Source organism: Acidaminobacterium chupaoyuni (assembly GCF_047936785.1).
In the GTDB taxonomy this organism is placed as follows: domain Bacteria; phylum Bacillota; class Clostridia; order Oscillospirales; family Butyricicoccaceae; genus Acidaminobacterium; species Acidaminobacterium chupaoyuni.
The window spans coordinates 1076773-1100406 of record NZ_CP176394.1 but is presented as its reverse complement, the minus strand read 5'-3'; the positions used below and the strand labels follow the sequence as shown (position 1 = coordinate 1100406).

21 protein-coding genes are annotated in these 23634 nt (G+C 52.5%); 7 read left to right on the top strand and 14 right to left on the bottom strand.

The window, feature by feature from the left end; all coding sequences use genetic code 11:
- Positions 1-18 precede the first annotated feature (18 nt).
- The 6 genes from ACJA3I_RS05195 (at position 19) to ACJA3I_RS05170 (ending at position 4317) form a co-directional block, all read left to right on the top strand.
- A complete protein-coding gene (locus ACJA3I_RS05195) occupies positions 19-633 on the top strand; it encodes a hypothetical protein (RefSeq protein ID WP_458863701.1) in 615 nt (204 codons plus the stop codon).
- Positions 634-840: 207 nt separating this feature from the next.
- Positions 841-1647 carry a hydroxyethylthiazole kinase gene (thiM, locus tag ACJA3I_RS05190; protein WP_458863700.1) on the top strand — a complete coding sequence of 269 codons (807 nt, stop codon included), beginning with the start codon at positions 841-843 and terminating at the stop codon, positions 1645-1647.
- Complete coding sequence (thiE, locus tag ACJA3I_RS05185; protein WP_458863699.1) at positions 1634-2281, top strand: thiamine phosphate synthase; 648 nt, start codon at positions 1634-1636, stop codon at positions 2279-2281. The genes thiM and thiE overlap by 14 nt, the downstream gene beginning before the upstream one ends.
- Positions 2271-2915 carry an HAD family hydrolase gene (locus tag ACJA3I_RS05180; protein WP_458863698.1) on the top strand — a complete coding sequence of 215 codons (645 nt, stop codon included), beginning with the start codon at positions 2271-2273 and terminating at the stop codon, positions 2913-2915. Before thiE ends, ACJA3I_RS05180 begins: the two co-directional genes overlap by 11 nt.
- Positions 2912-3691 (top strand): bifunctional hydroxymethylpyrimidine kinase/phosphomethylpyrimidine kinase, encoded by a 780-nt coding sequence (gene thiD / locus ACJA3I_RS05175; RefSeq protein ID WP_458863697.1) that lies wholly within the window; start codon positions 2912-2914, stop codon positions 3689-3691. Before ACJA3I_RS05180 ends, thiD begins: the two co-directional genes overlap by 4 nt.
- Before the next feature lie 152 nt (positions 3692-3843).
- Complete coding sequence (locus ACJA3I_RS05170; protein ID WP_458863696.1) at positions 3844-4317, top strand: GNAT family N-acetyltransferase; 474 nt, start codon at positions 3844-3846, stop codon at positions 4315-4317.
- Positions 4318-4458: 141 nt separating this feature from the next.
- On the opposite strand, the gene ACJA3I_RS05165 is transcribed toward ACJA3I_RS05170, so the two are convergent.
- From ACJA3I_RS05165 to infC, 12 genes are all read right to left on the bottom strand, one after another.
- Positions 4459-5490 carry a P1 family peptidase gene (locus tag ACJA3I_RS05165; RefSeq protein ID WP_458863695.1) on the bottom strand — a complete coding sequence of 344 codons (1032 nt, stop codon included), beginning with the start codon at positions 5488-5490 and terminating at the stop codon, positions 4459-4461.
- A gap of 229 nt (positions 5491-5719) precedes the next feature.
- On the bottom strand, positions 5720-6922 hold the full coding sequence (gene tuf, locus ACJA3I_RS05160; RefSeq protein ID WP_458863694.1) for an elongation factor Tu: 1203 nt from the start codon (positions 6920-6922) through the stop codon (positions 5720-5722).
- Between the two features lie 109 nt (positions 6923-7031).
- A complete protein-coding gene (gene fusA / locus ACJA3I_RS05155; RefSeq protein ID WP_458863693.1) occupies positions 7032-9101 on the bottom strand; it encodes an elongation factor G in 2070 nt (689 codons plus the stop codon).
- A gap of 36 nt (positions 9102-9137) precedes the next feature.
- Complete coding sequence (rpsG, locus tag ACJA3I_RS05150) at positions 9138-9608, bottom strand: 30S ribosomal protein S7 (RefSeq protein WP_458863692.1); 471 nt, start codon at positions 9606-9608, stop codon at positions 9138-9140.
- A gap of 172 nt (positions 9609-9780) precedes the next feature.
- Complete coding sequence (rpsL, locus tag ACJA3I_RS05145; RefSeq protein WP_458863691.1) at positions 9781-10209, bottom strand: 30S ribosomal protein S12; 429 nt, start codon at positions 10207-10209, stop codon at positions 9781-9783.
- An 81-nt stretch (positions 10210-10290) separates the two neighbouring features.
- The gene (locus ACJA3I_RS05140) at positions 10291-10539 is read right to left on the bottom strand and encodes a ribosomal L7Ae/L30e/S12e/Gadd45 family protein (RefSeq protein WP_458863690.1); all 249 of its coding nucleotides are present in this window, start codon (positions 10537-10539) and stop codon (positions 10291-10293) included.
- 51 nt (positions 10540-10590) lie between these two features.
- Positions 10591-14118 carry a DNA-directed RNA polymerase subunit beta' gene (gene rpoC / locus ACJA3I_RS05135; RefSeq protein WP_458863689.1) on the bottom strand — a complete coding sequence of 1176 codons (3528 nt, stop codon included), beginning with the start codon at positions 14116-14118 and terminating at the stop codon, positions 10591-10593.
- A gap of 18 nt (positions 14119-14136) precedes the next feature.
- Positions 14137-17853, bottom strand: a complete 3717-nt coding sequence (gene rpoB, locus ACJA3I_RS05130) for a DNA-directed RNA polymerase subunit beta (protein WP_458863688.1) — start codon at positions 17851-17853, stop codon at positions 14137-14139.
- 399 nt (positions 17854-18252) lie between these two features.
- On the bottom strand, positions 18253-18408 hold the full coding sequence (locus ACJA3I_RS05125) for a hypothetical protein (RefSeq protein WP_458863687.1): 156 nt from the start codon (positions 18406-18408) through the stop codon (positions 18253-18255).
- Between the two features lie 126 nt (positions 18409-18534).
- Complete coding sequence (rplT, locus tag ACJA3I_RS05120; RefSeq protein ID WP_458863686.1) at positions 18535-18888, bottom strand: 50S ribosomal protein L20; 354 nt, start codon at positions 18886-18888, stop codon at positions 18535-18537.
- A 30-nt stretch (positions 18889-18918) separates the two neighbouring features.
- Positions 18919-19119 carry a large ribosomal subunit protein bL35 gene (locus ACJA3I_RS05115; protein ID WP_458863685.1) on the bottom strand — a complete coding sequence of 67 codons (201 nt, stop codon included), beginning with the start codon at positions 19117-19119 and terminating at the stop codon, positions 18919-18921.
- A 38-nt stretch (positions 19120-19157) separates the two neighbouring features.
- Positions 19158-19670 carry a translation initiation factor IF-3 gene (gene infC / locus ACJA3I_RS05110; RefSeq protein ID WP_458863684.1) on the bottom strand — a complete coding sequence of 171 codons (513 nt, stop codon included), beginning with the start codon at positions 19668-19670 and terminating at the stop codon, positions 19158-19160.
- Positions 19671-20012: 342 nt separating this feature from the next.
- On the opposite strand from infC, the gene ACJA3I_RS05105 reads away from it, so the two are divergent.
- Positions 20013-20348, top strand: coding sequence for a DUF1292 domain-containing protein (locus ACJA3I_RS05105; protein ID WP_458863683.1), 336 nt, complete (start codon positions 20013-20015; stop codon positions 20346-20348).
- Positions 20349-20591: 243 nt separating this feature from the next.
- Here the strand turns inward: ACJA3I_RS05105 and ACJA3I_RS05100 are convergent, their stop codons facing one another.
- Positions 20592-21257, bottom strand: coding sequence for a VanZ family protein (locus ACJA3I_RS05100; RefSeq protein ID WP_458863682.1), 666 nt, complete (start codon positions 21255-21257; stop codon positions 20592-20594).
- A 71-nt stretch (positions 21258-21328) separates the two neighbouring features.
- On the bottom strand, positions 21329-23614 hold the full coding sequence (locus ACJA3I_RS05095) for a vitamin B12-dependent ribonucleotide reductase (RefSeq protein ID WP_458863681.1): 2286 nt from the start codon (positions 23612-23614) through the stop codon (positions 21329-21331).
- Positions 23615-23634 lie beyond the last annotated feature (20 nt).

Below are 23634 nucleotides of genomic sequence, written 5' to 3'. Positions count from 1 at the left end.
ATTTGGAGGAGGATCCCCATGAATCATTCCCAGCTTTTACGCCGCATCGCCGCTGTCGCCTGTTCCGCCGCTCTTGTGTTTTCCCTGGCGGGCTGCAGCAAAGAAACCGCGGCTTCAAAGAAAGATACAACCGCCAAAAGTGAAAACACCGGTTCTCAAAGCGAGAAAGATGCCCCGAAAGTTCCCGACGGCCCCCTGACAGAAGAATCTTATACGCAGCTTCTGCAAGGTTACTATGACAAGCTCATGGAAGCCAGCAGCCAGGCTTCTCAGGAATTCGAGGCCATCAACAAAGCCACCACGGATGACGCCAAGAAAAAGCAACTGGAATATGCCATGGGCCTTTTCGAAAATGTGCAGACGCTTTATGATCCTTTCATCGATATCAAAGCCCCCGATAGTTTTACCGAAGCGCAGACACTCATCAGCAGCGGCGCTTCCGCATCGCAGGAAGTTTTGCGCCTGACGGTGAAAATGTCGCGCCTGCTGGCAGATGAAAATAAGATCGCCGAAGCGCGTGTGGTGGAAAAAGAAATTTCCAACCATACCAAAGATCAACAGAAGTTTTCTCAGGGCCTGGCAATGGTTCTGGGCGATTCCGTCGGGGTGGGCGACCCGATCAAAACTGAATAAGAGTTTGTAGGGAGCTTGCGCAAGCAGGCTGAGAGGAAGCGTATGCGCCGCTTCGACCGCATCACCTGATTTGGATAATGCCAACGGAGGAATCAAACAACGCTTTCGAAGGGGGATCTGCCAACAGGCGGGTTCCCCTTTTCAATATTTCGGGTTCATAAAAGCTTCCCTTTCCGATTCATCAATCATCCTGACAGAGGTAACCACATGAACGAAACGATCACCCCCGAATGGGTGCGCCGCCGCGCGCCCCTTGTCCATCTAATCACAAATTATGTCACCGCCAACGATTGCGCCAACCTTCTGCTGGCCGCGGGGGCTTCGCCCATTATGGCCGATGATCCGCTGGAAGCGGCAGAGATCACTTCCGGCTGTTCTTCCCTTGTGCTGAATCTGGGAACGCTGAACCCGCGCCATGCCGAAGCCATGCTTTTGGCGGGCAAAGAAGCAAACCGCCTTGGCCACCCGGTGTTGCTGGATCCTGTGGGCATCGGCGCTTCGGCTTTTCGCGCCGATACGGCGGCCGGGTTGCTGAAACAGCTGCGGTTTTCTGTGATCCGCGGCAATCTTTCCGAGATCTGCCGCCTGGCGGGCATCCCCGCCCGGGCGCATGGCGTAGATGTTTCTGCTGAAGCGGCGCAAACCGATTTCTGTTCCCTGCTGGCCGCGGTGAAGCGTTTCAGCCTTTCCTGCGGCGCGGTCATCATCGCCACAGGCCCCACCGACCTTGTGGTTTCCGGCCGTCAGGCGGCGCGCCTGCGCAACGGCCACCCGATGATGAGCCAAATCACCGGCAGCGGCTGCATGCTTTCCGCGCTGTTGGGGGCCTATCTGGGCGCAGCCCCCGATTCGCCTTTTGAAGCCTCGGTGGCTGCGGTTTCTGCCATGGGGCTTTGCGGCCAGCTTGCCGCCGAATCTCGCGGCACAGCGAGTTTTCGTATGGGGCTCATCGACCAAATGAGCCTGCTCAGTGATGCTGTCTGGAATGGAGGAAAAGAAATTGAATTTTTCTAAAGAAACTTTGCGGCTGTATGCCGTCACAGACCGCAGCTGGCTTTGCGGCAGAACCCTGGAACACGATGTGGAAGAAGTGTTGAAAGGCGGCGTCACGCTGCTGCAGCTGCGCGAAAAGCAAGCGGATACGGCCTCTTTTGTGCGTGAAGCGCTTGCCATGCGCCAAATCACCGCCCGCTATCAGGTTCCCCTGATCATCAACGACCGTGTGGATGTTCTGCTGGAAAGCGGCGCCGACGGTGTGCATATCGGCCAGGGGGATGGCGACGCTTCGCTGATCCGCCGCCAGATCGGGCCCGATAAAATTTTAGGCGTCTCCGCCCGCACTGTGGAACAGGCGCGTGCCGCCGAAAAACAGGGCGCCGATTATATCGGCGTCGGCGCCGTTTTCGGCACTTCCACCAAAGCCGATGCACAAACCATTTCTCCCGCGCTTTTGCGCCAAATCGCCGAAAGCGTTCAGATCCCCGTGGTTGCCATCGGCGGCATCAGCGCCCGAAATATTCTTTTGCTGAAGGGCTGCAAAATGGCGGGGGTCGCTGTGGTTTCGGCGCTGTTTGCCCAAAAAGATCCGCAGGCTGCGGCAAAAGATCTTCTTGCGCTTTCGCGCGAAATATGCGAAAATGACAAATAATCTTTTATTTGATTTTGACGGCACGCTGTTTGATTCCATGGGGATCTGGGATCATTTGGCCACGGATTTTTTGCGCCTGCATGGCAAAACGCCGCCGCCCGATCTGGAAAGCCGTGTGACTTCGATGAATGTCGGGCAGGTCTGCCTGTATTTTCACGAGGTTTTGGGGCTTTCCCCCACCCCGCAGGAACTGGAGACGCAGGTATTTTCGCTTCTTGAAAAGCGATATGCCTTTGAGATCATGCCCAAACCCGGCGTGCCCGCTTTTTTAAAAGACTGCGCGGCGGCTCATCGCTCGATGAATATTCTCACCGCTTCCCGCCGGCAGCATGTGGAGGCCGCTCTTCGCCGATGCGGTCTGCTCGGTTATTTCCACCGCATCGATTCCTGCGGCGCGTGGAACCAAACAAAAGATTCCCCACTGGTCTTTCAAACGGCCGCAAAACTTTTGGGCTGTTTGCCCAAAGAACTGACGGTCTTTGAAGATGCGCCCCATGCGGCACAAAGCGCCCGCGCGGCGGGGTGTGTTGTTTATGGGATCTACGACCCTGCTTTTTCCGCACAGCGCGCCCTGCTGGAAGCTTCCTGCGTGGCCTGCTTTACCGATTTCACCGAAATGAGGAACCTTTTATGAAAACAGTTCTGACCATTGCCGGCTCTGATTGCAGCGGCGGCGCGGGAATTGAGGCGGATATTAAAACCATCACCGCCCACAAAATGTATGCCATGAGCGCCATCACCGCGCTGACCGCCCAAAACACCACCGGAGTGACGGCCATCCATGAGATTCCTCCCGAATTTCTGGCGCAGCAGCTGGATCAGATCTTCACGGATATCCGCCCCGACGCAATCAAGATCGGCATGGTTTCTTCCGAAGCCCTGATCGAAGTAATCGCACAAAAACTCAAACAATATGCCTGTGAAAAAGTGGTTTTAGATCCTGTGATGATTTCCACCAGCGGAAAACCTCTCCTTCAAAAAAGCGCGGTGGCTGCTTTGGTGGCCCGGCTGTTTCCACTGGCCGCCGTCATCACCCCCAACCTTGCCGAAGCTGCGGCCCTCACGGGTTCCGATGTGCAAAGCAGGTGTGAAATAACGGTAGCTGCCCGCCGGCTTTCCATGCTGACGCCTGCCGCTATTCTGATCAAAGGCGGCCATCTTGAAAAAAGCTGTGATGATCTGCTTTTAGAAGGCGGATGCGAGAAGTGGTTCTCTTCCCCCCGCATCGATAACCCCAACACCCATGGAACCGGCTGCACGCTTTCTTCCGCCATCGCCTGCGGCCTTGCCGCCGGCCTTTCCATCAGCGACAGTGTGGCGCAGGCCAAAGCCTATATCACCGGCGCCATCAATGCCCGGCTGGATCTTGGCCGCGGTTCGGGGCCTCTGAACCACTGCTGGAGCCTTTAACGCTCTATATCTTTGGCATTCTATATCTTTGGCACCCTCCATCTTTCACGCTCTATACCTTTGGGCAGGGTAAAAAACTTGCTGCCGTTTTTTCATGGCAGTCTAATTTTTCGGCTTACTCCTTAAAATTTCTTTTAAAGGCGGTGTACCCTTTGTATCAGATCGACCCGATGACCGCAGCATATGCCGAAAGCATCTGCCAGTGGCAATATCCCGGCGAATATGCCGTCTACAGCTTTGAAAAAAATCAAGAAACTCTTTCAGAGCTTATGAACGGCGAATATTTTTCCTGCGTCAATGCAGCGGGAGATCTTATCGGTTACTTCTGTTTTGGCGGGTCGGCGCAGATCCCCACTGAAACGAGCTATACGGCTGATGAGGATAAGATCGATATTGGTTTGGGGCTTTCCCCCGCGCTTTGCGGGCATGGATATGGGCGAGAGTTTCTGAAAAGCGGCCTGCGCTGCGCCGAACAGCGGTTTTGCGCAAAAGGGTTTCGTCTGGTTGTGGCCGCCTTCAATAAAAGAGCCATCGCGCTCTATCACAGCTGCGGCTTTCAAGAAATCGGCCGCATCAGGCATAAAAAATCAAATACCCTTTTTGTTGTTATGAGTCGCTCCGTGTAACCTTTATCGCGTCGTTTATATTTTCTGTGCTTTTATGAAAAGTGCCTATCCGCTCATGGATAGGCACTTTTTTCACTATAAAATCGGCGAAGCGATAGCTTTTCAAAACCTTTTTATTTTACGGCTAAAAAAATAAAAAATTTATAAAAATTCACGCAAAGAATGGATATACATTCCATCCAGGCGGCGGGCCGGGCCGGCGCAAACCATGCTGTTCAAAACAGCTTCTTCGGTCGCTTCGGCCACGGCGCGAAAAGCCAGATCGATCTTGTTTTCATTGAGTTCAAAGCAGGGCAGAATCTCCTGCTGTGTGTCATGCGGAATTCGCCGGGCGGTGGAAAACCCAACCATCACCTCTCCGCTGCCATGCCCCACATAGCTGCCCAAACGGGCAAGACCCACGCTGGCCCTTTTGATCATGCGCTTAAGCTGGCGCTGGCTGCAGGGCAGATCCGTCGCAACGATCATAATAATGCTGCCCTGATCCACGGGGGTGTCGCCCAGATTTTTCGCCGCCAGATCCTTGCCGATGGGCTTGCCCGCCACTGTCAGATCTTCCATCTTGCCGTGATTGCTCTGCACCAAAACGCCGATGGTATATTCTTTTCCGCCCAATTCAAAAACGCGCGAAGCCGAACCCACGCCGCCCTTCAGGCCATGACAGATGGTGGATTTTCCGCATCCCACATCGCCTTCTTCAAAATCTTCGCAAGCGTTTTCAAAAGCCTGCATCACATGCTCTGTTTTGACGGCACGATGGGTGATCTGGTTGATTCTTGAATCATTGCATTCGCAGACAACAGGGTTCAGGCTGCGCATCTCCACTCCATCCGCTTCACACTGCCTCGCGGCATATTCCACCAGGGCATCATGCACCAGGCCGACATTCAAAGTATTCGTTAAGGCAATGGGCGTTTCCAGCGTGCCCAATTCATCAATTTGAATCAGGCCCGCCGTTTTGCCGAAGCCGTTCCAAACAAACGAAGCGGCCGGCAGCTTTTCTGCAAACAGGTTTCCCTCTGCCGGGATCACCACCGTGACGCCTGTCTGATTATTTTGGTTATCGATGGTGCAGTGCCCCACTTTCACGCCTGCCACATCCGTGATCTTATTGCGCGGGCCTTTTTTCATCTCACCGATCGAAACGCCATATTCTTCTATTCTTTTCTGCATGTCTTCTACCCCTTTTTCCACCGTTTTCTTTGTTTTTTGCCAAATCACCGGCATCTGTTTTCAATTTCTGCTGGCCACAGAATAATGTTTTCCTTTCACAGCAGGAATTGAAGCTTCCTTCCGCTGCCACGGCCCTTTGTCTCCCATCTCGCAAAAGGCATCGGTTTCATATGAAAAAATCCCGATGCTTGCGCATCGGGATTTTATTGTTGATAACAGCTAAGCGAAATTAAGCGTTAACTTTTGTGACAACGCCCGAACCAACAGTTCTGCCGCCTTCACGGATAGCAAAACGCAGGCCTTCTTCGATAGCGATAGGAGTGATCAGTTCAACATCCATTTCAACATTGTCGCCAGGCATGCACATTTCAATGCCTTCGGGCAGAGAAACAACACCGGTTACGTCAGTTGTACGGAAATAGAACTGAGGACGATAGTTGTTGAAGAACGGTGTATGACGGCCGCCTTCTTCCTTGGTCAGAACATAAACCTGGCCATGGAATTTTGTATGAGGATGGATGGAACCGGGTTTCGCCAGAACCTGACCACGCTCGATATCGGTTTTGTTGATGCCGCGCAGCAAGCAGCCGATGTTATCGCCAGCTTCAGCGAAGTCCAGCAATTTGCGGAACATTTCGATGCCGGTAACAACAGTCTTCTTGGGAGCATCCATCAAACCAACGATTTCAACTTCTTCAGACATCTTCAGCATACCACGCTCCACACGGCCTGTAGCAACAGTGCCGCGGCCTGTGATGGTGAACACATCTTCAACAGGCATCAGGAAAGGCAGGTCAGCCTTACGGTCAGGAGTGGGGATATAAGAGTCAACAGCAGCCATCAGCTCTCTGATGCATTCGTATTCAGGAGCATTGTAATCTGTGGAAGTGGATTCCAGAACCTGCAGCGCAGAACCCTTGATGATGGGGGTTTCGTCGCCGGGGAAATCATAGGTGGACAGCAGTTCGCGAACTTCCATCTCAACCAGTTCCAGCAGTTCGGGATCGTCAACCTGATCAACTTTGTTCAGGAAGACAACGATAGCGGGCACGCCCACCTGACGAGCAAGCAGGATGTGTTCGCGAGTCTGAGCCATCGGGCCGTCGGAAGCAGCGATAACCAGGATCGCGCCGTCCATCTGAGCAGCGCCGGTGATCATGTTCTTAATATAGTCAGCATGGCCCGGGCAGTCAACATGGGCATAGTGACGGTTGTCTGTTTCATATTCCACGTGAGCTGTGTTGATCGTGATGCCGCGCTCTCTCTCTTCGGGAGCCTTGTCGATCATGTCATAGGCTTCATACTTAGCCTGGCCCTTCAGAGCCAGAACCTTTGTGATTGCCGCAGTTGTTGTGGTCTTGCCATGGTCAACGTGACCAATGGTGCCGATGTTAACATGGGGTTTGGTTCTTTCAAATTTAGCCTTAGCCATTGTGTTCTCCTCCTTATTCGATAACAATACATAATTGTTAATTTGCCTTGCAATGAACCCATTTTATCCGAAAATGAGCTCATTTGCAAGATAATTTTAATAAAAAAGCTTATTTGCCGGCTACAATCTTTTCCTGGATGCTCTTAGGCACTTCGGTGTAGTGGCTGGGCTCCATGGTATACTGGCCACGGCCCTGTGTGCGGGAACGCAAATCGGTTGCATAACCGAACATTTCAGACAGAGGCACGAACGCATCAATCTGCTGTGCGCCGCTTCTGGCTTCCATGCCCTGGATCTGGCCACGGCGAGAGTTCAAATCGCCGATGACATCGCCCATGTAATCTTCGGGAACGATGACGCTGACCTTCATGATGGGTTCCATCAAAACGGGGTCTGCTTTTCTCATCGCTTCTTTGAATGCCATGGATGCCGCGATCTTAAAGGCCATTTCAGACGAGTCAACTTCATGATAAGAGCCGTCATACAGTGTGACCTTCACATCAACAACATTATATCCGGCCAAAACGCCGTTCTGCATGGCGCCCTGGATGCCCTGATCGATAGGCCCGATGTATTCCTTCGGAATCGCACCGCCGACGACCTTGTTGATGAATTCATATCCCTTGCCGGATTCGTTGGGCTCAAGAATGATCTTAACATGGCCGTACTGACCTTTACCGCCGGACTGGCGGGCGTATTTCATATCCACATTCGCGCTCTTGCGAACTGTTTCTTTATAAGCAACTTGCGGCGAACCGACATTTGCTTCAACTTTAAATTCGCGCAGCAAACGGTCAACAATGATTTCCAGATGCAATTCGCCCATGCCGGCAATGATGGTTTGGCCTGTTTCCTCATCTGTATAGGTGCGGAAAGTAGGATCTTCTTCAGCCAGCTTCGCCAGAGCGATACCCATTTTTTCCTGGCCGGCCTTTGTTTTCGGCTCAATGGCAACACGAATAACGGGTTCGGGGAATTCCATGGATTCCAGAATGATCGGTGCTTTTTCGTCGCAAAGCGTGTCACCTGTTGTGGTGTTCTTCAGGCCGACTGCCGCGGCAATGTCACCGGCATAAACCTTTTCCAGGTCTTCGCGGTGGTTTGCATGCATCAGAAGGATTCTGCCGATACGCTCGCGATTGCCCTTGGTGGAATTCAAAACTGTGGAGCCTGCTTCCAAAGTGCCCGAATAGACACGGAAGAAGCACAGTTTGCCCACGAAGGGGTCGGTGATGATCTTGAACGCCAATGCAGAGAACGGCTCGTCATCGGAAGGATGACGGCAATCCGCTTCATCGGTGTCGGGGTTCACACCATCGATAGCTTTTTTATCCAGAGGCGAAGGCATATAATCCACAACGGCATCCAGCAATTTCTGAACGCCCTTGTTGCGGTAGGATGTGCCGCAGCAAACGGGGATGATCTTAACAGCCAAAACAGCTTTTCTCAAAGCGGTTTTGATCGTGCTGATCTCGATTTCTTTGCCTTCCAGATAAGCTTCCATGATCGCGTCATCAAATTCAGAGATGGCTTCGATCAGGTTGTTGCGATATTCCTCGGCGCGGTCTTTCATATCATCGGGAATTTCAATGACAGAGATATCTTTGCCCAGGTTATCATTATAGATATAGGCTTTCATTTCGACCAGGTCGATCAAGCCCTTGAAATCATCTTCTGCGCCGATAGGCAGCTGGATGGGCACAGCGTTACATTTCAGGCGGTCTTTCATCATGTCAATAACATGATAAAAATCAGCGCCCATAATGTCCATCTTGTTGACATATGCCATACGGGGAACATGATATTTGTCAGCCTGATGCCAAACGGTTTCAGACTGAGGTTCAACACCGCCTTTGGCGCAGAGAACGGTAACACTGCCGTCCAATACGCGCAACGAGCGTTCCACTTCAACCGTAAAGTCCACGTGGCCCGGGGTGTCGATGATGTTGATTCGGTTGCCATTCCAAGCGCAGGTTGTGGCAGCAGAAGTGATGGTGATGCCTCTCTCCTGTTCCTGTTCCATGTAGTCCATGGTTGCTGCGCCGTCATGGGTCTCACCGATTTTATAGTTTACGCCGGTATAAAACAGAATTCTTTCTGTTGTGGTTGTCTTGCCGGCGTCGATATGAGCCATGATGCCGATGTTACGGGTGAGCTCAAGAGGAAACTGCCTAGGCATAGTGATCTCCTTTCGTCAAACGGTTCAAATAGCGGTTTACCATCTAAAATGCGCGAAAGCCTTGTTGGCTTCAGCCATTTTATGGGTATCTTCACGCTTTTTCACCGCGCCGCCCGTGCCATTGATCGCGTCCATGATCTCGCCTGCCAGACGCTCTTTCATCGTCTTTTCGCCTCTGTTGCGGGAATACAGGGTGATCCATCTCAGACCTAAGGTCTGTCTTCTTTCAGGGCGCACTTCCATGGGCACCTGATAGGTTGCGCCGCCAACGCGGCGAGCCTTGATTTCCAGTGCCGGCATGATGTTTTCCATGGCTTCGTTGAATGCTTCTACGGGTTCTTTACCGGTCTTTTCCTTCACGATTTCGAATGCATCGTAAACAATTTTCTGGGCAATGCCCTTCTTGCCATCATACATGATGTTGTTGATGAGCTTGGTCACGAGTTTCGAATTGTAAAGCGGATCCGGAAGAACATCTCTCTTGGGAACAAATCCTCTTCTGGGCACTTTGCTTCCCTCCTTCACATAATGAATTTCATAGGTACTCAGGGGAATATTTCATCCCTTGTTTGTGCGCGCCGCCGGATTCATTCCATAGTAATATATGAATAAACCGGACAAAGCCGAAGCTTTGCGGCGATACACTTTTTAATTTGCTGGGGCTGCCAAAAACAGCGATTTACTTCTTCGCTGCGCCGGCCTTGGGTCTCTTTGCGCCATACTTCGAGCGAGCCTGCATACGGCCATTCACGCCCTGTGTATCCAGAGAGCCGCGGATGACGTGATAACGAACACCGGGCAAATCCTTAACACGGCCGCCTCTTACCATAACGACAGAGTGTTCCTGCAGATTGTGGCCGACGCCGGGGATATAGCCCCAAACTTCCATACCATTTGTCAATCTTACACGAGCCACTTTACGCAGAGCAGAGTTCGGCTTCTTAGGAGTCATGGTTTTTACCGTTGTGCAGACGCCTCTTTTTTGCGGGGAGGAAAGGTCTGTCATCGTCTTCTTTTTGGAGTTGTACCCCTTTTGAAGAGCAGGAGATGTGGACTTGTATTCCACTGTTTCTCTACCTTTTCTTACCAGCTGGTTAAATGTAGGCATAACGCACCTCCTTAATGAATTATTGCTTTATTTCCACTCATCCCGCGAAAGCGGGATGAGGAAAAGCCGAAATACGGAATTTTACTGTTGTTTCAGCAACACCACAACGGCAGCACCCACATCGATGCCGCATGCTTCGCCCAGTTGTTTCATGGTGGAAACGGTATAAACCGTCACATCATGTTCGCGGCAAAGCGCCATAAAAGGTTCTGTGACATGGCTTTCCGCATCCTGCGCCACATAGGCGCAATGGGCGGTTTCTTCCATCACAGCGCGCTGTGATTGCTTCAGGCCAATCGACTTTGGCCCTTCTAACAGTTCAGAGAGCATCTTGTCCTCCAAATCTTCACGCAGTTAATTATTATATGCGATAAATTTCAATTAGTCAAGTACTTCTACAACTTCTTCGTAATTTGCCTGGTTATACAGGCTCACGCCGCTGCCGGCGGGAACAAGCTTGCCGATGATGACATTTTCTTTCAGGCCCAGCAGCGGGTCGACCTTGCCCTTGATGGCGGCTTCGGTCAGCACGCGTGTGGTTTCCTGGAAGGATGCCGCGGAAAGGAAGCTGTCGGTTGCCAGCGAAGCCTTGGTGATACCCAGCAGAACCGGGGAGCAAGTGGCTTCCACGGGTTCATATCCTTCGGCTTCCGCCTTGGCTCTCACCGCGGCGTTGGCATCTTCAAATTCGAAGACATCCACCAAAGAACCGGGCAGCAATTCGGTATCGCCCTGGTTTTCGATCTTGACCTTGCGCATCATCTGGCGAACGATAACTTCGATATGTCTATCGTTGATATCAACGCCCTGTTGGCGATAAACGCGCTGAACTTCCTGGATCATATACGCCTCGACCGCTTCCACATCGCGGGTTCTCAAAACATCGTGGGGGTTGAAGGCGCCTTCTGTCATTTCATCGCCGGTTTTGATCTGCTGGCCGTCCACCACTTTCAGCGGCTGGCCCAGGGGGATCTGATAAACCTTCGATTCGCCGGTCTCGGTGTTGGTCACCGTGATGGGCTTGGTGGAACCCTTGCGGGAATCATCGATGGAAACCACGCCGTCGTTTTCGCTCAGGGTGGCGGCGCGCTTGGGCTTTCTGGCCTCGAACAGTTCTTCAACTCTGGGCAAGCCCTGTGTGATATCGGAACCGGCAACACCGCCGGTGTGGAAAGTTCTCATGGTCAGCTGCGTGCCGGGTTCACCGATAGACTGTGCCGCGATGATGCCGACCGCTTCGCCGATGCCGATTTCGCTGCGGGATGCCAAGTTGGAACCATAGCATTTCGCGCAAACGCCGTGGCGCGCGCGGCAGGTCAGAACGCTGCGGATCTTCACGCGGGTGCAGCCGGTGTCGATGATCTTTTTGGCGTCGTCTTCGTTCATCAGCTTATCTTTCGAAACCAGAACCTCTTTGGTGTTCGGGTCAAGGAAATCTTCTGTCAGATAACGGCCCACCAGACGATCGGCGAAGGGTTCGATCACCTGTTTGCCGTCGTTGATCTCAAAGGCCCAGATGCCCTCATCCGTTCCGCAATCGTGCTCACGGATGATCACATCCTGCGAAACATCCACCAGACGGCGGGTCAGGTAACCCGAGTCGGCGGTTCTCAGCGCCGTATCGGCAAGGCCCTTACGCGCGCCTCTGGAAGAAATGAAGTATTCCAAAACGGAAAGGCCTTCACGGAAGTTCGCCTTGATGGGGATTTCAATGGTTTTACCGGCTGTGTTGGCCATCAAACCGCGCATGCCCGCCAGCTGGCGGATCTGGTTCATGCTGCCGCGGGCGCCGGAAGTGGACATCATAAAGATCGGGTTGAATTCATCCATGCAGTTGTTCAGCGCTTTGGTGATATCTTTTGTGGTCTGATCCCATTCGGCGATGACCAGGCGATAGCGTTCGTCATCGGTGATCAGGCCGCGCTTGAACTGTTTATCGATTTTGGCGACGCGTTTTTCGGTTTCGGCCACCAAAGTATATTTTGCTTCGGGGATGGTCATATCGGAAACCGATACGGTCAGTGCGCCCAAAGTGGAATATTTATAACCCAGAGATTTGATCTGATCCAGCACTTCTGCAGTCTTTGCGAAATCATAGCGTTTAATGCAGCTGGCGATGATCTTGCCAAGTTCTTTTTTACCGCAGGGGAAGGTGATCTCAAGGGCAAATTCGTTGCCGGGGATGCTGCGATCCACAAAGCCCAGATCCTGGGGCAGGGGTTCGTTGAAGATCAGGCGGCCCACGGTGGCGTCTACGATCTTCGAACGCATCACGCCGTCGATCTCTTTGAAAACGCGCACTTTGATGGGGGAATGGATTCCCACATATCCCTGCTGATAGGCCAGCAGCGCTTCATCCTTGTTGGCGAAGATCATGCCTGTGCCTTTTTCTTCACGGGTAACGGTCAGGTAATAAGAACCAAGAACCATATCCTGCGCGGGCACGGTAACGGGCATGCCGTCCTGCGGCTTCAAGAGGTTGTTCGCCGAAAGCATCAGCAAACGGGCTTCCGCCTGTGCTTCTGCCGAAAGGGGCACATGCACAGCCATCTGGTCGCCGTCAAAGTCGGCGTTGAACGCCGTGCAGACCAGCGGATGCAGCTTGATGGCGCGGCCTTCCACCAGAATCGGTTCGAAAGCCTGAATGCCCAATCTATGCAGCGTCGGCGCGCGGTTAAGCATAACGGGGTGTTCTTTAATAACGACTTCCAGCGCATCCCAAACTTCGGTGCGTGCGCGTTCCACCATTTTTTTGGCGCTCTTGATATTGTTGGCGATGCCGTCTTCCACCAGCTTCTTCATCACGAAGGGCTTGAAGAGTTCCAGCGCCATTTCCTTCGGCAGGCCGCACTGATAAATCTTCAGTTCCGGGCCGACAACGATAACCGAACGGCCGGAATAGTCAACACGCTTGCCCAGCAGGTTCTGGCGGAAACGGCCCTGCTTGCCTTTCAGCATATCCGAAAGGGATTTCAGCGGGCGGTTGTTGGGGCCTGTTACGGGGCGGCCTCTGCGGCCATTATCGATCAAAGCGTCTACCGCTTCCTGCAGCATGCGCTTTTCATTGCGCACGATGATATCGGGCGCGCCCAGTTCCAACAGTCTTTTCAGGCGGTTGTTTCTGTTGATCACGCGGCGATATAAATCGTTCAGGTCAGAGGTGGCGAAACGGCCGCCGTCAAGCTGCACCATGGGGCGCAGTTCGGGCGGGATCACGGGCACCACATCCAAAATCATCCATTTGGGGCGGTTGCCCGAAATGCGGAAAGCTTCCACTACCTCCAGGCGCTTGATGATGCGCAGCTTTTTCTGGCCGGTGGCATCTTTCAGCTCTGTGCGCAGCTGCTCGGAAAGTTCTTCCAGATTCATTTCTTCCAGCAGCTTTTTGATGGCTTCGGCGCCCATTTCGGCGCTGAAATCATCTTCATATTTTTCGCGCATATCGCGGTATTCTTTTTCGGTGAGGATCTGCTTTTTGATCAGCGGTGTTTCGCCGGGATCCGTCACGATGTAAGAAGCGAAATACAGCACTTTTTCCAGCAGTCTGGGCGACATGTCGAGAATGAGGCCCATGCGGGAAGGAATGCCCTTGAAATACCAGATATGCGAAACGGGCGCGGCCAGTTCAATATGGCCCATGCGTTCGCGGCGCACCTTGGCTTTCGTCACTTCAACGCCGCAGCGTTCACAGATCTTGCCCTTGAAGCGCACCTTCTTATATTTGCCGCAATGGCATTCCCAGTCTTTCTGGGGCCCAAAGATGCGTTCGCAAAACAAACCGTCGCGTTCGGGTTTCAGCGTTCTATAGTTAATGGTTTCAGGCTTTTTCACTTCGCCATAAGACCATTCGCGAATCATTTCCGGAGAAGCCAGACCGATTTTGATCGCTTCAAATGTCATATTTGCCATTTTTTCTTCCCCTCCGTATTACAGTTCTTCGTTGAGAAGCGCATCATCTTCGCCTTCGGGTTCCAGTTCCAGGTCCATCAAAGCGTCTTCTGCGTCTTCATCGATGCCAAAGCCGGCGTCTGCCAGTTCGTCATCGTTTGTAAAGCCCTTGTCATCCATGGTCTCGCTGAGGTTTTCACCGCGAACGATCTCTTCGAAGCCGTCTTCGTCGTCGTCATCCGTGTTCAGCTTGATCTCTTCCATGTTCTTATCCAGAACCTTGATATCCAGGCCCAGCGACTGCAGTTCTTTCACCAGAACCTTGAACGATTCGGGGATGCCGGGCTTCGGCACATTGTGGCCCTTGACGATGGCTTCATAGGTCTTCACACGGCCCACGATATCATCGGATTTCACGGTCAGGATCTCCTGCAGGGTATAAGCCGCGCCGTAAGCTTCCAGCGCCCAAACTTCCATTTCGCCGAAGCGCTGGCCGCCGAACTGTGCTTTGCCGCCCAAAGGCTGCTGTGTGACCAGGCTGTAAGGGCCGGTGGAACGGGCATGGATCTTATCATCGACCAGATGATGCAGCTTGAGGTAATACATATAACCAACGGTGACCGGGTTGTCGAAAGGATCGCCGGTGCGGCCGTCATACAAAATGCTCTTGCCGTCTTCGCGCAGGCCGGCGTCGCTGAACAGCGCGCGGATATCTTCTTCCTTCGCGCCGTCGAACACGGGGGTGGCCACATGCAGGCCCAGCGCATGGGCCGCATAGCCCAGATGCACTTCAAGCACCTGCCCGATGTTCATACGGGAAGGCACGCCCAGAGGATTCAAAACGATATCCAGCGGTGTTCCGTCTGCCAGGAAAGGCATATCTTCCTGGGGCAGGATGCGCGAAACAACGCCCTTGTTGCCGTGGCGGCCGGCCATCTTGTCGCCCACAGAGATCTTTCTCTTCTGTGCGATATAGCAGCGAACCACCATGTTCACGCCGGGGTTGAGTTCATCGCCGTTTGCGCGGGTGAACACTTTCACATCCACAATGATGCCGCTTTCGCCATGAGGAACGCGCAGCGAGGTGTCGCGCACTTCGCGGGCTTTTTCACCGAAAATGGCGCGCAGCAGGCGTTCTTCGGCGGTCAGCTCGGTTTCGCCCTTGGGCGTTACCTTGCCCACCAGAATATCGCCGGAATGGATCTCGGCGCCGATGCGGATGATGCCGCGTTCGTCAAGATCGCGCAGCGCTTCTTCGCCCACATTGGGGATGTCGCGGGTGATCTCTTCGGGCCCCAGCTTGGTGTCGCGGGATTCCGTTTCATATTCTTCAATGTGAATAGAGGTATACATATCCTCTCTCACCAGTTTTTCGTTCAGCAGAACGGCGTCTTCGTAGTTATAGCCTTCCCAGTTCATAAAACCGATCAAGGCGTTTCTGCCCAGCGAAAGCTCGCCCTGCGAGGTGGAAGGGCCGTCGGCGATGACATCGCCCTTTTTCACCCGTTCGCCCACATCGACAATGGGGCGCTGGTTGATGCAGGTTCCCTGGTTGGAACGCAGGAACTTGATAAGGCGGTGTGTTTTTTCGCCCAGTTCATCATATTTGATGGTCACTTCGCGGGCGGTAACTCTTGTCACCACGCCGTCGCCCAGGGCGAGGGGCAGTGTGCCGGAATCCACGGCGGCTTTATATTCGATGCCGGTGGCCACAAAAGGCGCTTCCGTGCGCAGCAGAGGCACTGCCTGACGCTGCATGTTGGAACCCATCAGGGCGCGGTTGGCGTCGTCGTTTTCAAGGAAGGGGATCATGGCGGTGGCCACAGAAACCATCATCTTGGGCGAAACATCGATCAGATCGACTTTTTCGCGTTCGGTTTCGATGATCTCTTCGCGGCGGCGGCAGGTCACGCGCTCTGCCTTGATGCGGCCGTCTTCATCCAAAGGCTCGTTGGCCTGTGCCACGATGAATTCATCTTCGATGTCGGCGGTCATATATTGCACTTCGTCGGTCACAATGCCGGTCTGTTTATCGATGATGCGGTAAGGCGCTTCGATAAAGCCGTAATCATTGATGCGGGCGTAAGTTGCCAGATAAGAGATCAGGCCGATGTTCGGGCCTTCAGGGGTCTCAATGGGGCAAAGGCGGCCATAGTGGCTGTAATGTACGTCGCGCACTTCGAAGTTCGCGCGGTCACGGGATAAGCCGCCGGGGCCCAGGGCCGACATACGGCGCTTATGCGTCAGTTCGGCAAGGGGGTTGTTCTGATCCATGAACTGCGACAGAGGCGAAGAACCGAAGAATTCTTTGATCGCCGCGGTCACGGGGCGGATATTGATCAGCGACTGGGGCGTAACGATATCCAGATCCTGAATGGTCATGCGCTCGCGGATGACACGCTCCATGCGCGAAAAGCCGATGCGGAACTGGTTTTGCAGCAATTCGCCCACGCTGCGCAGGCGGCGGTTTCCCAGATGGTCGATATCATCAGTGGTGCCAAGGCCGTTGCCCAGGCAGTTCACATAGTTGATCGAAGCCAGAATATCATCGGGGATGATATGCTTGGGGATCAGGTTTTCCATATTTTCGCGGATGGCTTCCAGCAGTTCATCGCCGCTGTATTGTTCCATCAGCTCGCGCAGAACCGTGAAGCGAACGCGTTCATAAGCGCCGATCTCTTTTTCATCGCAGGGCACAAAATCGCTCAGGTGCACCATGCCGTTGGAAAACACTTTAACTTCTTTGCCTTCCACATCCACATAGGCGACATTCACGCCCTTGCGTTCGATCTCGCCCGCGCGTTCTCTTGTGAGGATCTCGCCCGGTGTGGCCAGCACTTCGCCTGTCATGGGGTCGGTGATCACGCGCGCGATCTTTTTATCGGTCAGGCGCTTGGAGATCGCCATTTTTTTGTTGAATTTATAGCGGCCCACAACCGAAAGGTCATAACGCTTGGGGTCGAAGAATAAATTATTGATCAAGGTCTGGGCGCTGTCCACTGTGGGGGGCTCGCCCGGGCGCAGGCGTTTGTAAATTTCGATCAGCGCTTCATCCGTGGTCTTGATGGCGGCGTCTTTATCCAAAGTTGCCACAATGCGCTCGTCTTCGCCGAAAAGCTCTTTGATCTCGCCGTCGGAACCGATGCCGATGGCGCGGATCAGGGATGTAACGGGGATCTTGCGGTTTTTATCGATGCGCACATAAAACACATCGTTGGCGTCTGTTTCATATTCCAGCCATGCGCCGCGGTAAGGGATGATGGTGCTGGTGAACATCGCTTTGTCGGGGCGGTCGTTGTTCTCGCCGAAATACATGCCGGGGGAACGCACGATCTGCGAAACCACCACGCGTTCTGCGCCGTTGATGATGAAAGTGCCGCTTTCCGTCATCACGGGGAAATCGCCCATGAAGATCTCCTGCTCTTTGATCTCACCGGTCTCTTTGTTGCGCAGGCGCATGCGCACTTTGATCGGCGCCGCATAAGTGGCGTCGCGCTCTTTGCATTCTTCCACGCTGTATTTAGGCTCTTCTTCCATGGTGTAATCCAGGAAAGTCAGCTCTAAATTGCCGGTGTAATCGGTGATGGCGCCCACATCGCGGAACACCTCACGCAGGCCGACCTCTAAAAACCACTTATAAGAATTCTTCTGTACCTCGATGAGGTTCGGCATCGTGAGCACTTCTTTGGTACGCGAAAAGCAGACACGCTCTTTTTTGCCGCACTGGATCTTCTTGTACTTTTCCCAGTTTTTCATTTGCCACACTCCATTTCCCGTTACTTTTTGATACGCTTGGGTGCGTTGCTTCTTTGTTTCATTTATCTGTTGCACTTGCCGCAATCCTTTGTTAAAATAACACTGCAAAGGCACGGCTATATTTAAACATTTCGATGCAGTATATTATTATAGCATCCATTTTTTCATCCGTCAAGCTATCGAAACTTCCAAACCTTCTTCTTGTTTGAAGAAGGTTTTTGTTTATTTTCAGCCTTTGCGCCGCTGCTCACGAAAGGCGTTCGCCTTCACAAGCCCAAAAAGTGTTTTTCTTCCAAAATAAAGCTTTCCGCAAAAAGCCGAAATGCCCCCGCTACACCAAGGCAGTAAAAAGAGCAAACTGCCGTCATAGGGGGGCATCTCAAATTGCGGAAAGCTTTTTTATTCGATGGGTCCGGCCTTCTTTTTGCCCGTTTTGGCCTTTCCCTGGATCTCGGGAACAGGTTCCACCGTGTTTTTGGGGAACTTGTTTTTATGGTTGCTTTCCGTGCCGTGGGGTTCTTCGGGGTTTGGTCTTCGCATTCCGGCTTTGGCCATGGGTTTTCCTCCCGTTTTGGTTTTGTCGGCAATCTTCCGCCCCATAAGCATACCCTTTTCCGCTTCGATCCATACAAAAAAACCTCATCGATCCCGTGAAGGATCCATGAGGTTTTCTTTTTGAAATTAAAGAGCGGCCTTTGCCTTTTCGACCATTGCGGTGAAAGCGGCCTTATCGCTCACTGCCAGCTCGGCCAGCATCTTGCGGTTCAAGGTGATTCCGGCTTTTTTCAGGCCGTTCATGAATCTGGAATAGTTGATGCCGTTTTCAACGCAAGCGGCGCTGATACGGATGATCCACATTCTTCTGAAATCGCGCTTTTTCAGCTTTCTGCCGACATAAGCGTATTTCAGGGATTTCATGACCTGCTGATTCGCTAATTTATAATGACTTTTTTTGTTGCCCCAGTAACCTTTTGCCAGTTTGATGATTTTCTTTCTTCTTTTGCGCGTCATCATTGCGCCTTTTACTCTAGCCATTCTATATAAGCCTCCTGTTTAACTATGCAATTATTTGTACGGAACAAGGCGCTTCAGGGTTGCCGCTGTTGTTGCGCCTGCAAAATTGGCCTTGCGCAGATGCCGTTTACGCTTTGCTGATTTGCAGCCCTTGATGTCATGACGACGGTTGGTGCTGAAAAATTTAACTTTTCCGTTCTTCGTTACAGACACACGCTTTTTCGTGCCTGTATGTGTTTTGATCTTCGGCATTGTTTGTTCTCCTCTCTAAATAAAACCGGTCGCTGCCGTTATGGTTTTTTCTTGATCGGCGCCAGGAACATGATCATCTGGCGGCCTTCGAGTTTTGCTTCTTTTTCCACCGTGCCGTTTTCGCCGCAAGCTTCGCCGAATTTTTTCAGCAGCTCAAGGCCGATGCCGGTGTGCGCCATTTCTCTGCCGCGGAAACGCACGGTGACTTTCACCTTGTCGCCGTTCTGCAGGAATTTGTTGGCGTTTTTCGCTTTCACTTCAAAGTCATGCACATCAATTTTGGGAGAAAAGCGAATTTCTTTGATCTCGACGATGCGCTGATTCTTCTTTGCTTCTTTTTCTTTTTTCGCCTGTTCAAAGCGGAATTTACCGTAGTCCATGATCTTGCAAACAGGGGGAACCGCTTTCGGTGAGATATTCACCAAATCCAAGCCCTTTTCTTCTGCAGCCGCCAAGGCCTGCTGCAAAGAGACAACGCCCATCTGAGCGCCCTCGCTGTCAATCAGTCTCACTTCTTTTTCGCGAATCTCTTCATTAATCTGATGTTCCATACCGCTAATAGTAAAAGCACCTCCAAAAAAACATAAAAAAAGTTCGGGCAGAACCTGACCGAACATTACGACAAAACACACCGCAGCATGTTTTCACAATGTGTACCCTTTCTTGTTCATAAGGGTGAGGGCAAGCCTGCTTCATTTACGACAGTTAGTATATCAAGTATTTTTTATGATGTCAACACTTTTCATTTCTTTTCTCTATGCTATAATAAAAGCAGCGGCAGGCGTGGAATTTTCTGTTCCCTTTGCATATGCTATAAGCGAATATGGCCATGCCGCGGAATTTTTCCGATAACCTCAACAAAAGTGAAGCCTTAACGGCAGACAGGAGCTTTTATGATGAATACACCTAACGGCGGCAGCGAAGAATTCGGCAACAACTTTATCACCGTCACCAATGAAGACGGCCAGGAGATCGAACTCGAGCATCTCGACACTTTAGAATATAACGGCGAAACCTATATGGCTTTCATCCCGGCCGAAATGTCGGTGGAAGATGAATATGAACTCATCATCCTGAAAGTCGAAGCCGATGAAGAAACCGGCGATGAACTGCTCGTCACACTGGAAGACGAAGATCTTCTGCATGAAGTTTTTGAAATGTTCGATCAGCGTCTGAGCGATTATTACGAAGAGCTTGATGAACTGGAAGCGCAAAAAGAAGGTTATTAATCTTCCGGGCAGCATAATTTTCTGAGTTTTTGTAAAACCTAACCGAAACGAGGCTTTCGTTTCGGTGGTGCCGAACCCATTTTAACCCACAAAGTAACGAAACGGGATTGCGTATATTGCAATGGATTGCAGGCCTCCCGCCTTTGGCGGAAGTTGGAAGCGATGATGTTGCGATGAGCTTGCCCACCTGCCTTAAGCAGGTTACTACGGGTTCGGTGCCGCCGAAACGGAAGTCTTTTTCTTTTACCCTTTTTTGCCCCGCGGCGGGGTTTTGCGCCCCATCGTTTTTCTGAAACAGGGCAGGCAAAGGCAGGCTCTTGCCGCCAGCAGGCCCGCAAAATTCAAGATGAAATCGTCGATATCACAGCTGCCCACGCCGAAATACCATTGCAAAACTTCCGCAAGAGCGATGAGCGCGGCGCCCGTAAAGGCCGTTTTCAAAAAGCCCCACGGCTTTTTCCCGATCAGCGGCAGCAGCACCCCCATGGGTGCAAAAGCCAAAATGTTCCCCAATAGGTTGGTCACCGCCACCCTTGTGCCCACCAGCCCCTGCCGCCATTTCACCCAATAGTTTGCAATCGTGGCAAAAGGCGTCAGGTTCACCGAAAACCATTCTGCCCGGGCGTCGCCGGGGGTTCTGCCAAAGCTGCCGTCAAAAAACAAAACGCCGATCAGGTGAATAGAATAAATGGTGAACAGCAGCCGCAGAAGCTTTTTCCCGTCGAACCGTCCGGTGCCCGCGGCAGAGGCCCCCAGCGCCAAAACAGCCTCCAGCGCCGCGGCCGTCAGATGGAATTCGGCTCCGCCCGGCCCGAAGCCCGGCAGCAGCATCAATATCACCTGGGCTGCCAGCATCAGCGCCAAAGCCGCCGTGAAAATTTTTGAGAATACTTTTTGCTTTTCCGGCATATTCTAACCTCGCAACCAAAAGGGGACGCATCGCGCCCCCCTTTGCTCTTTTCTTTTTGGGTCCTAACCGATTAGCCGCATTTCGAATAACCGCATTGACGGCAGATCACGCAGCCGCCCTCATGGATGACTTTCGCGCCGCATTCGGGGCAGGTGCGGTGTTCTTCCGAAGAAGTTTCCTCTTTTTCTTCCGCTGCCAAAGGCGCGGCAAGCGAGGTTCCCTTCTGCTGGCTGGCCAGAACCTTTTCAATGGTTCTCGCGATGGCATCGGGGCAGGATGTGACCTTCATGCCCTGCTGGCGGATCGTCGAGGGGCAGCGAATGCCTTTCAGCTGATCGATGATGGTCTGCACATCGATGCCGCTTCTCAGCGCAATGGAAGCCAGACGGCCTGTCGCTTCCGATTGCGAGGGGCATCCGCCGTGGCGGCCGGTGTTTGTGAAAACTTCGCAAATGCCGTTTTCATCATAATTAACGGTGATATAAAGGTTGCCGCAGCCGATCTTCACCTTTTCGGTGATGCCCATGGTCACTTCGGCTCTGGGGCGCGGTTCCAGCTTCTGCCGGGCGGCAAGTCTGCGCATCTCTTCCAGATGCTCACATTGCTCGCATCCGCCGCTGTGTTCTTCTTTCTTGTTCACTTTGCCGATATTGAGAACCTGCGAATCGCGGCTTCCGTCACGATAGATGGTCACGCCCTTGCATCCCATCTGATAAGCCATGATATAAACATTGCTCACATCTTCGTGGGTGGCGCTGTTGGGGAAATTCACGGTTTTGGAAACCGCGTTGTCGGTGTGTCTCTGGAAGGCCGCCTGCATCTTGATGTGCCATTCCGGCGAAACATCATGGGCGCAAACGAAAACGCGCTTGATATCCTGCGGGATCTCGGGAATATGCTGCAGCGATCCTTCCGCAATGATCTTCTTCATCAGCTCATCGCTGTAAAGGCCGCGTTTTTCCAGCTCCGCTTTCAAGATGGGGTTCACTTCGATCAGTTCGTCGCCATCCATCACATTGCGGATGAAGGCAAACGCGAACAGCGGCTCTACCCCGCCCGAAACGCCGGCGATGATGGAAAGCGTGCCTGTGGGCGCGATGGTCGTGATGGTGGCGTTGCGGATCTCGCGGCTGTCTTCTTCTTTATAAGCGTAAACGCTCTCATCGAAAAGCGGGAAAGCGCCGCGCTTTTCGGCCAGCTTGCGGCTGGCTTCCTTGCCGCGGGTGTTGATGAAGCCCATCACCTTTTCGGCTGTTTCCACGCCTTCTTCCGAGTTATAAGGAATGCCCATCAGCATCAGCATATCGGCAAAGCCCATTACGCCAAGGCCGATCTTTCTGGTCTTTTTCGTCACTTCATCGATCTGTTCGATGGGGTATTTGTTCACTTCGATCACATTATCCAAGAAGTGAACGGCTTTATCCACGGTGCTGCCCAGTTTTTCATAATCGACTTCCATCCTGCCGTTATTGTCGCGCAGCATTTCCACCAGATTGATCGAACCCAGGTTGCAGGATTCATAAGGCAGCAAGGGCTGTTCGCCGCAGGGGTTGGTCGATTCGATTCTGCCCTGGGAAGGCACCACATTATCGCGGTTGAGGCGGTCGATGAACACAATGCCCGGTTCACCGTTCTTCCATGCCGCGTCAACGATCTTATCAAAAACCATGCGCGCGCTCAATGTGCCACATACTTCGTCGTTGTGCGGGTCGATCAGGTCATAATCTTCATCCGCCAGAACCGCTTCCATAAACGCTTCGGTGACGGCCACAGATAGATTGAAATTTGTGATTTCCGTATTATCGGATTTGCAGGTAATAAATTCTAAGATATCGGGGTGATCCACTTGCAGAATGCCCATATTGGCGCCGCGCCGCGTTCCGCCCTGCTTCACGGCCTCTGTCGCCGTGTTAAACACTTTCATAAAGCTGATCGGGCCGGAAGCTACGCCGCCGGTGGAATTGACAACGCTGCCCTTCGGGCGCAATCTTGAAAACGAAAACCCTGTGCCGCCGCCGGATTTATGGATCAGCGCGGCCTGCTTGATTGCCTCGAAAATTTCTTCCATGCTGTCTTCCACCGGCAAAACAAAGCAGGCGGAAAGCTGCCCCAGGGGGCGGCCCGCGTTCATCAGCGTGGGAGAGTTGGGCAAAAATTCAAGATTCGTCATCATGTCATAAAATTCGCCCGCCGTTTTTTCGCAATTGGCCTTTGGCGAATAGGCGCTGTCGGCCGAAGCAATGGCGCCCGAAACGCGCTCAAACATCTGCTCCACCGTTTCTGTGGGCTTTCCCTGAGAATCCTTGATCAAATAGCGTTTTTCCAGCACGACTCTGGCGTTATTGTTTATTTTCATTGCTTTCCTCCGTTGTTTTA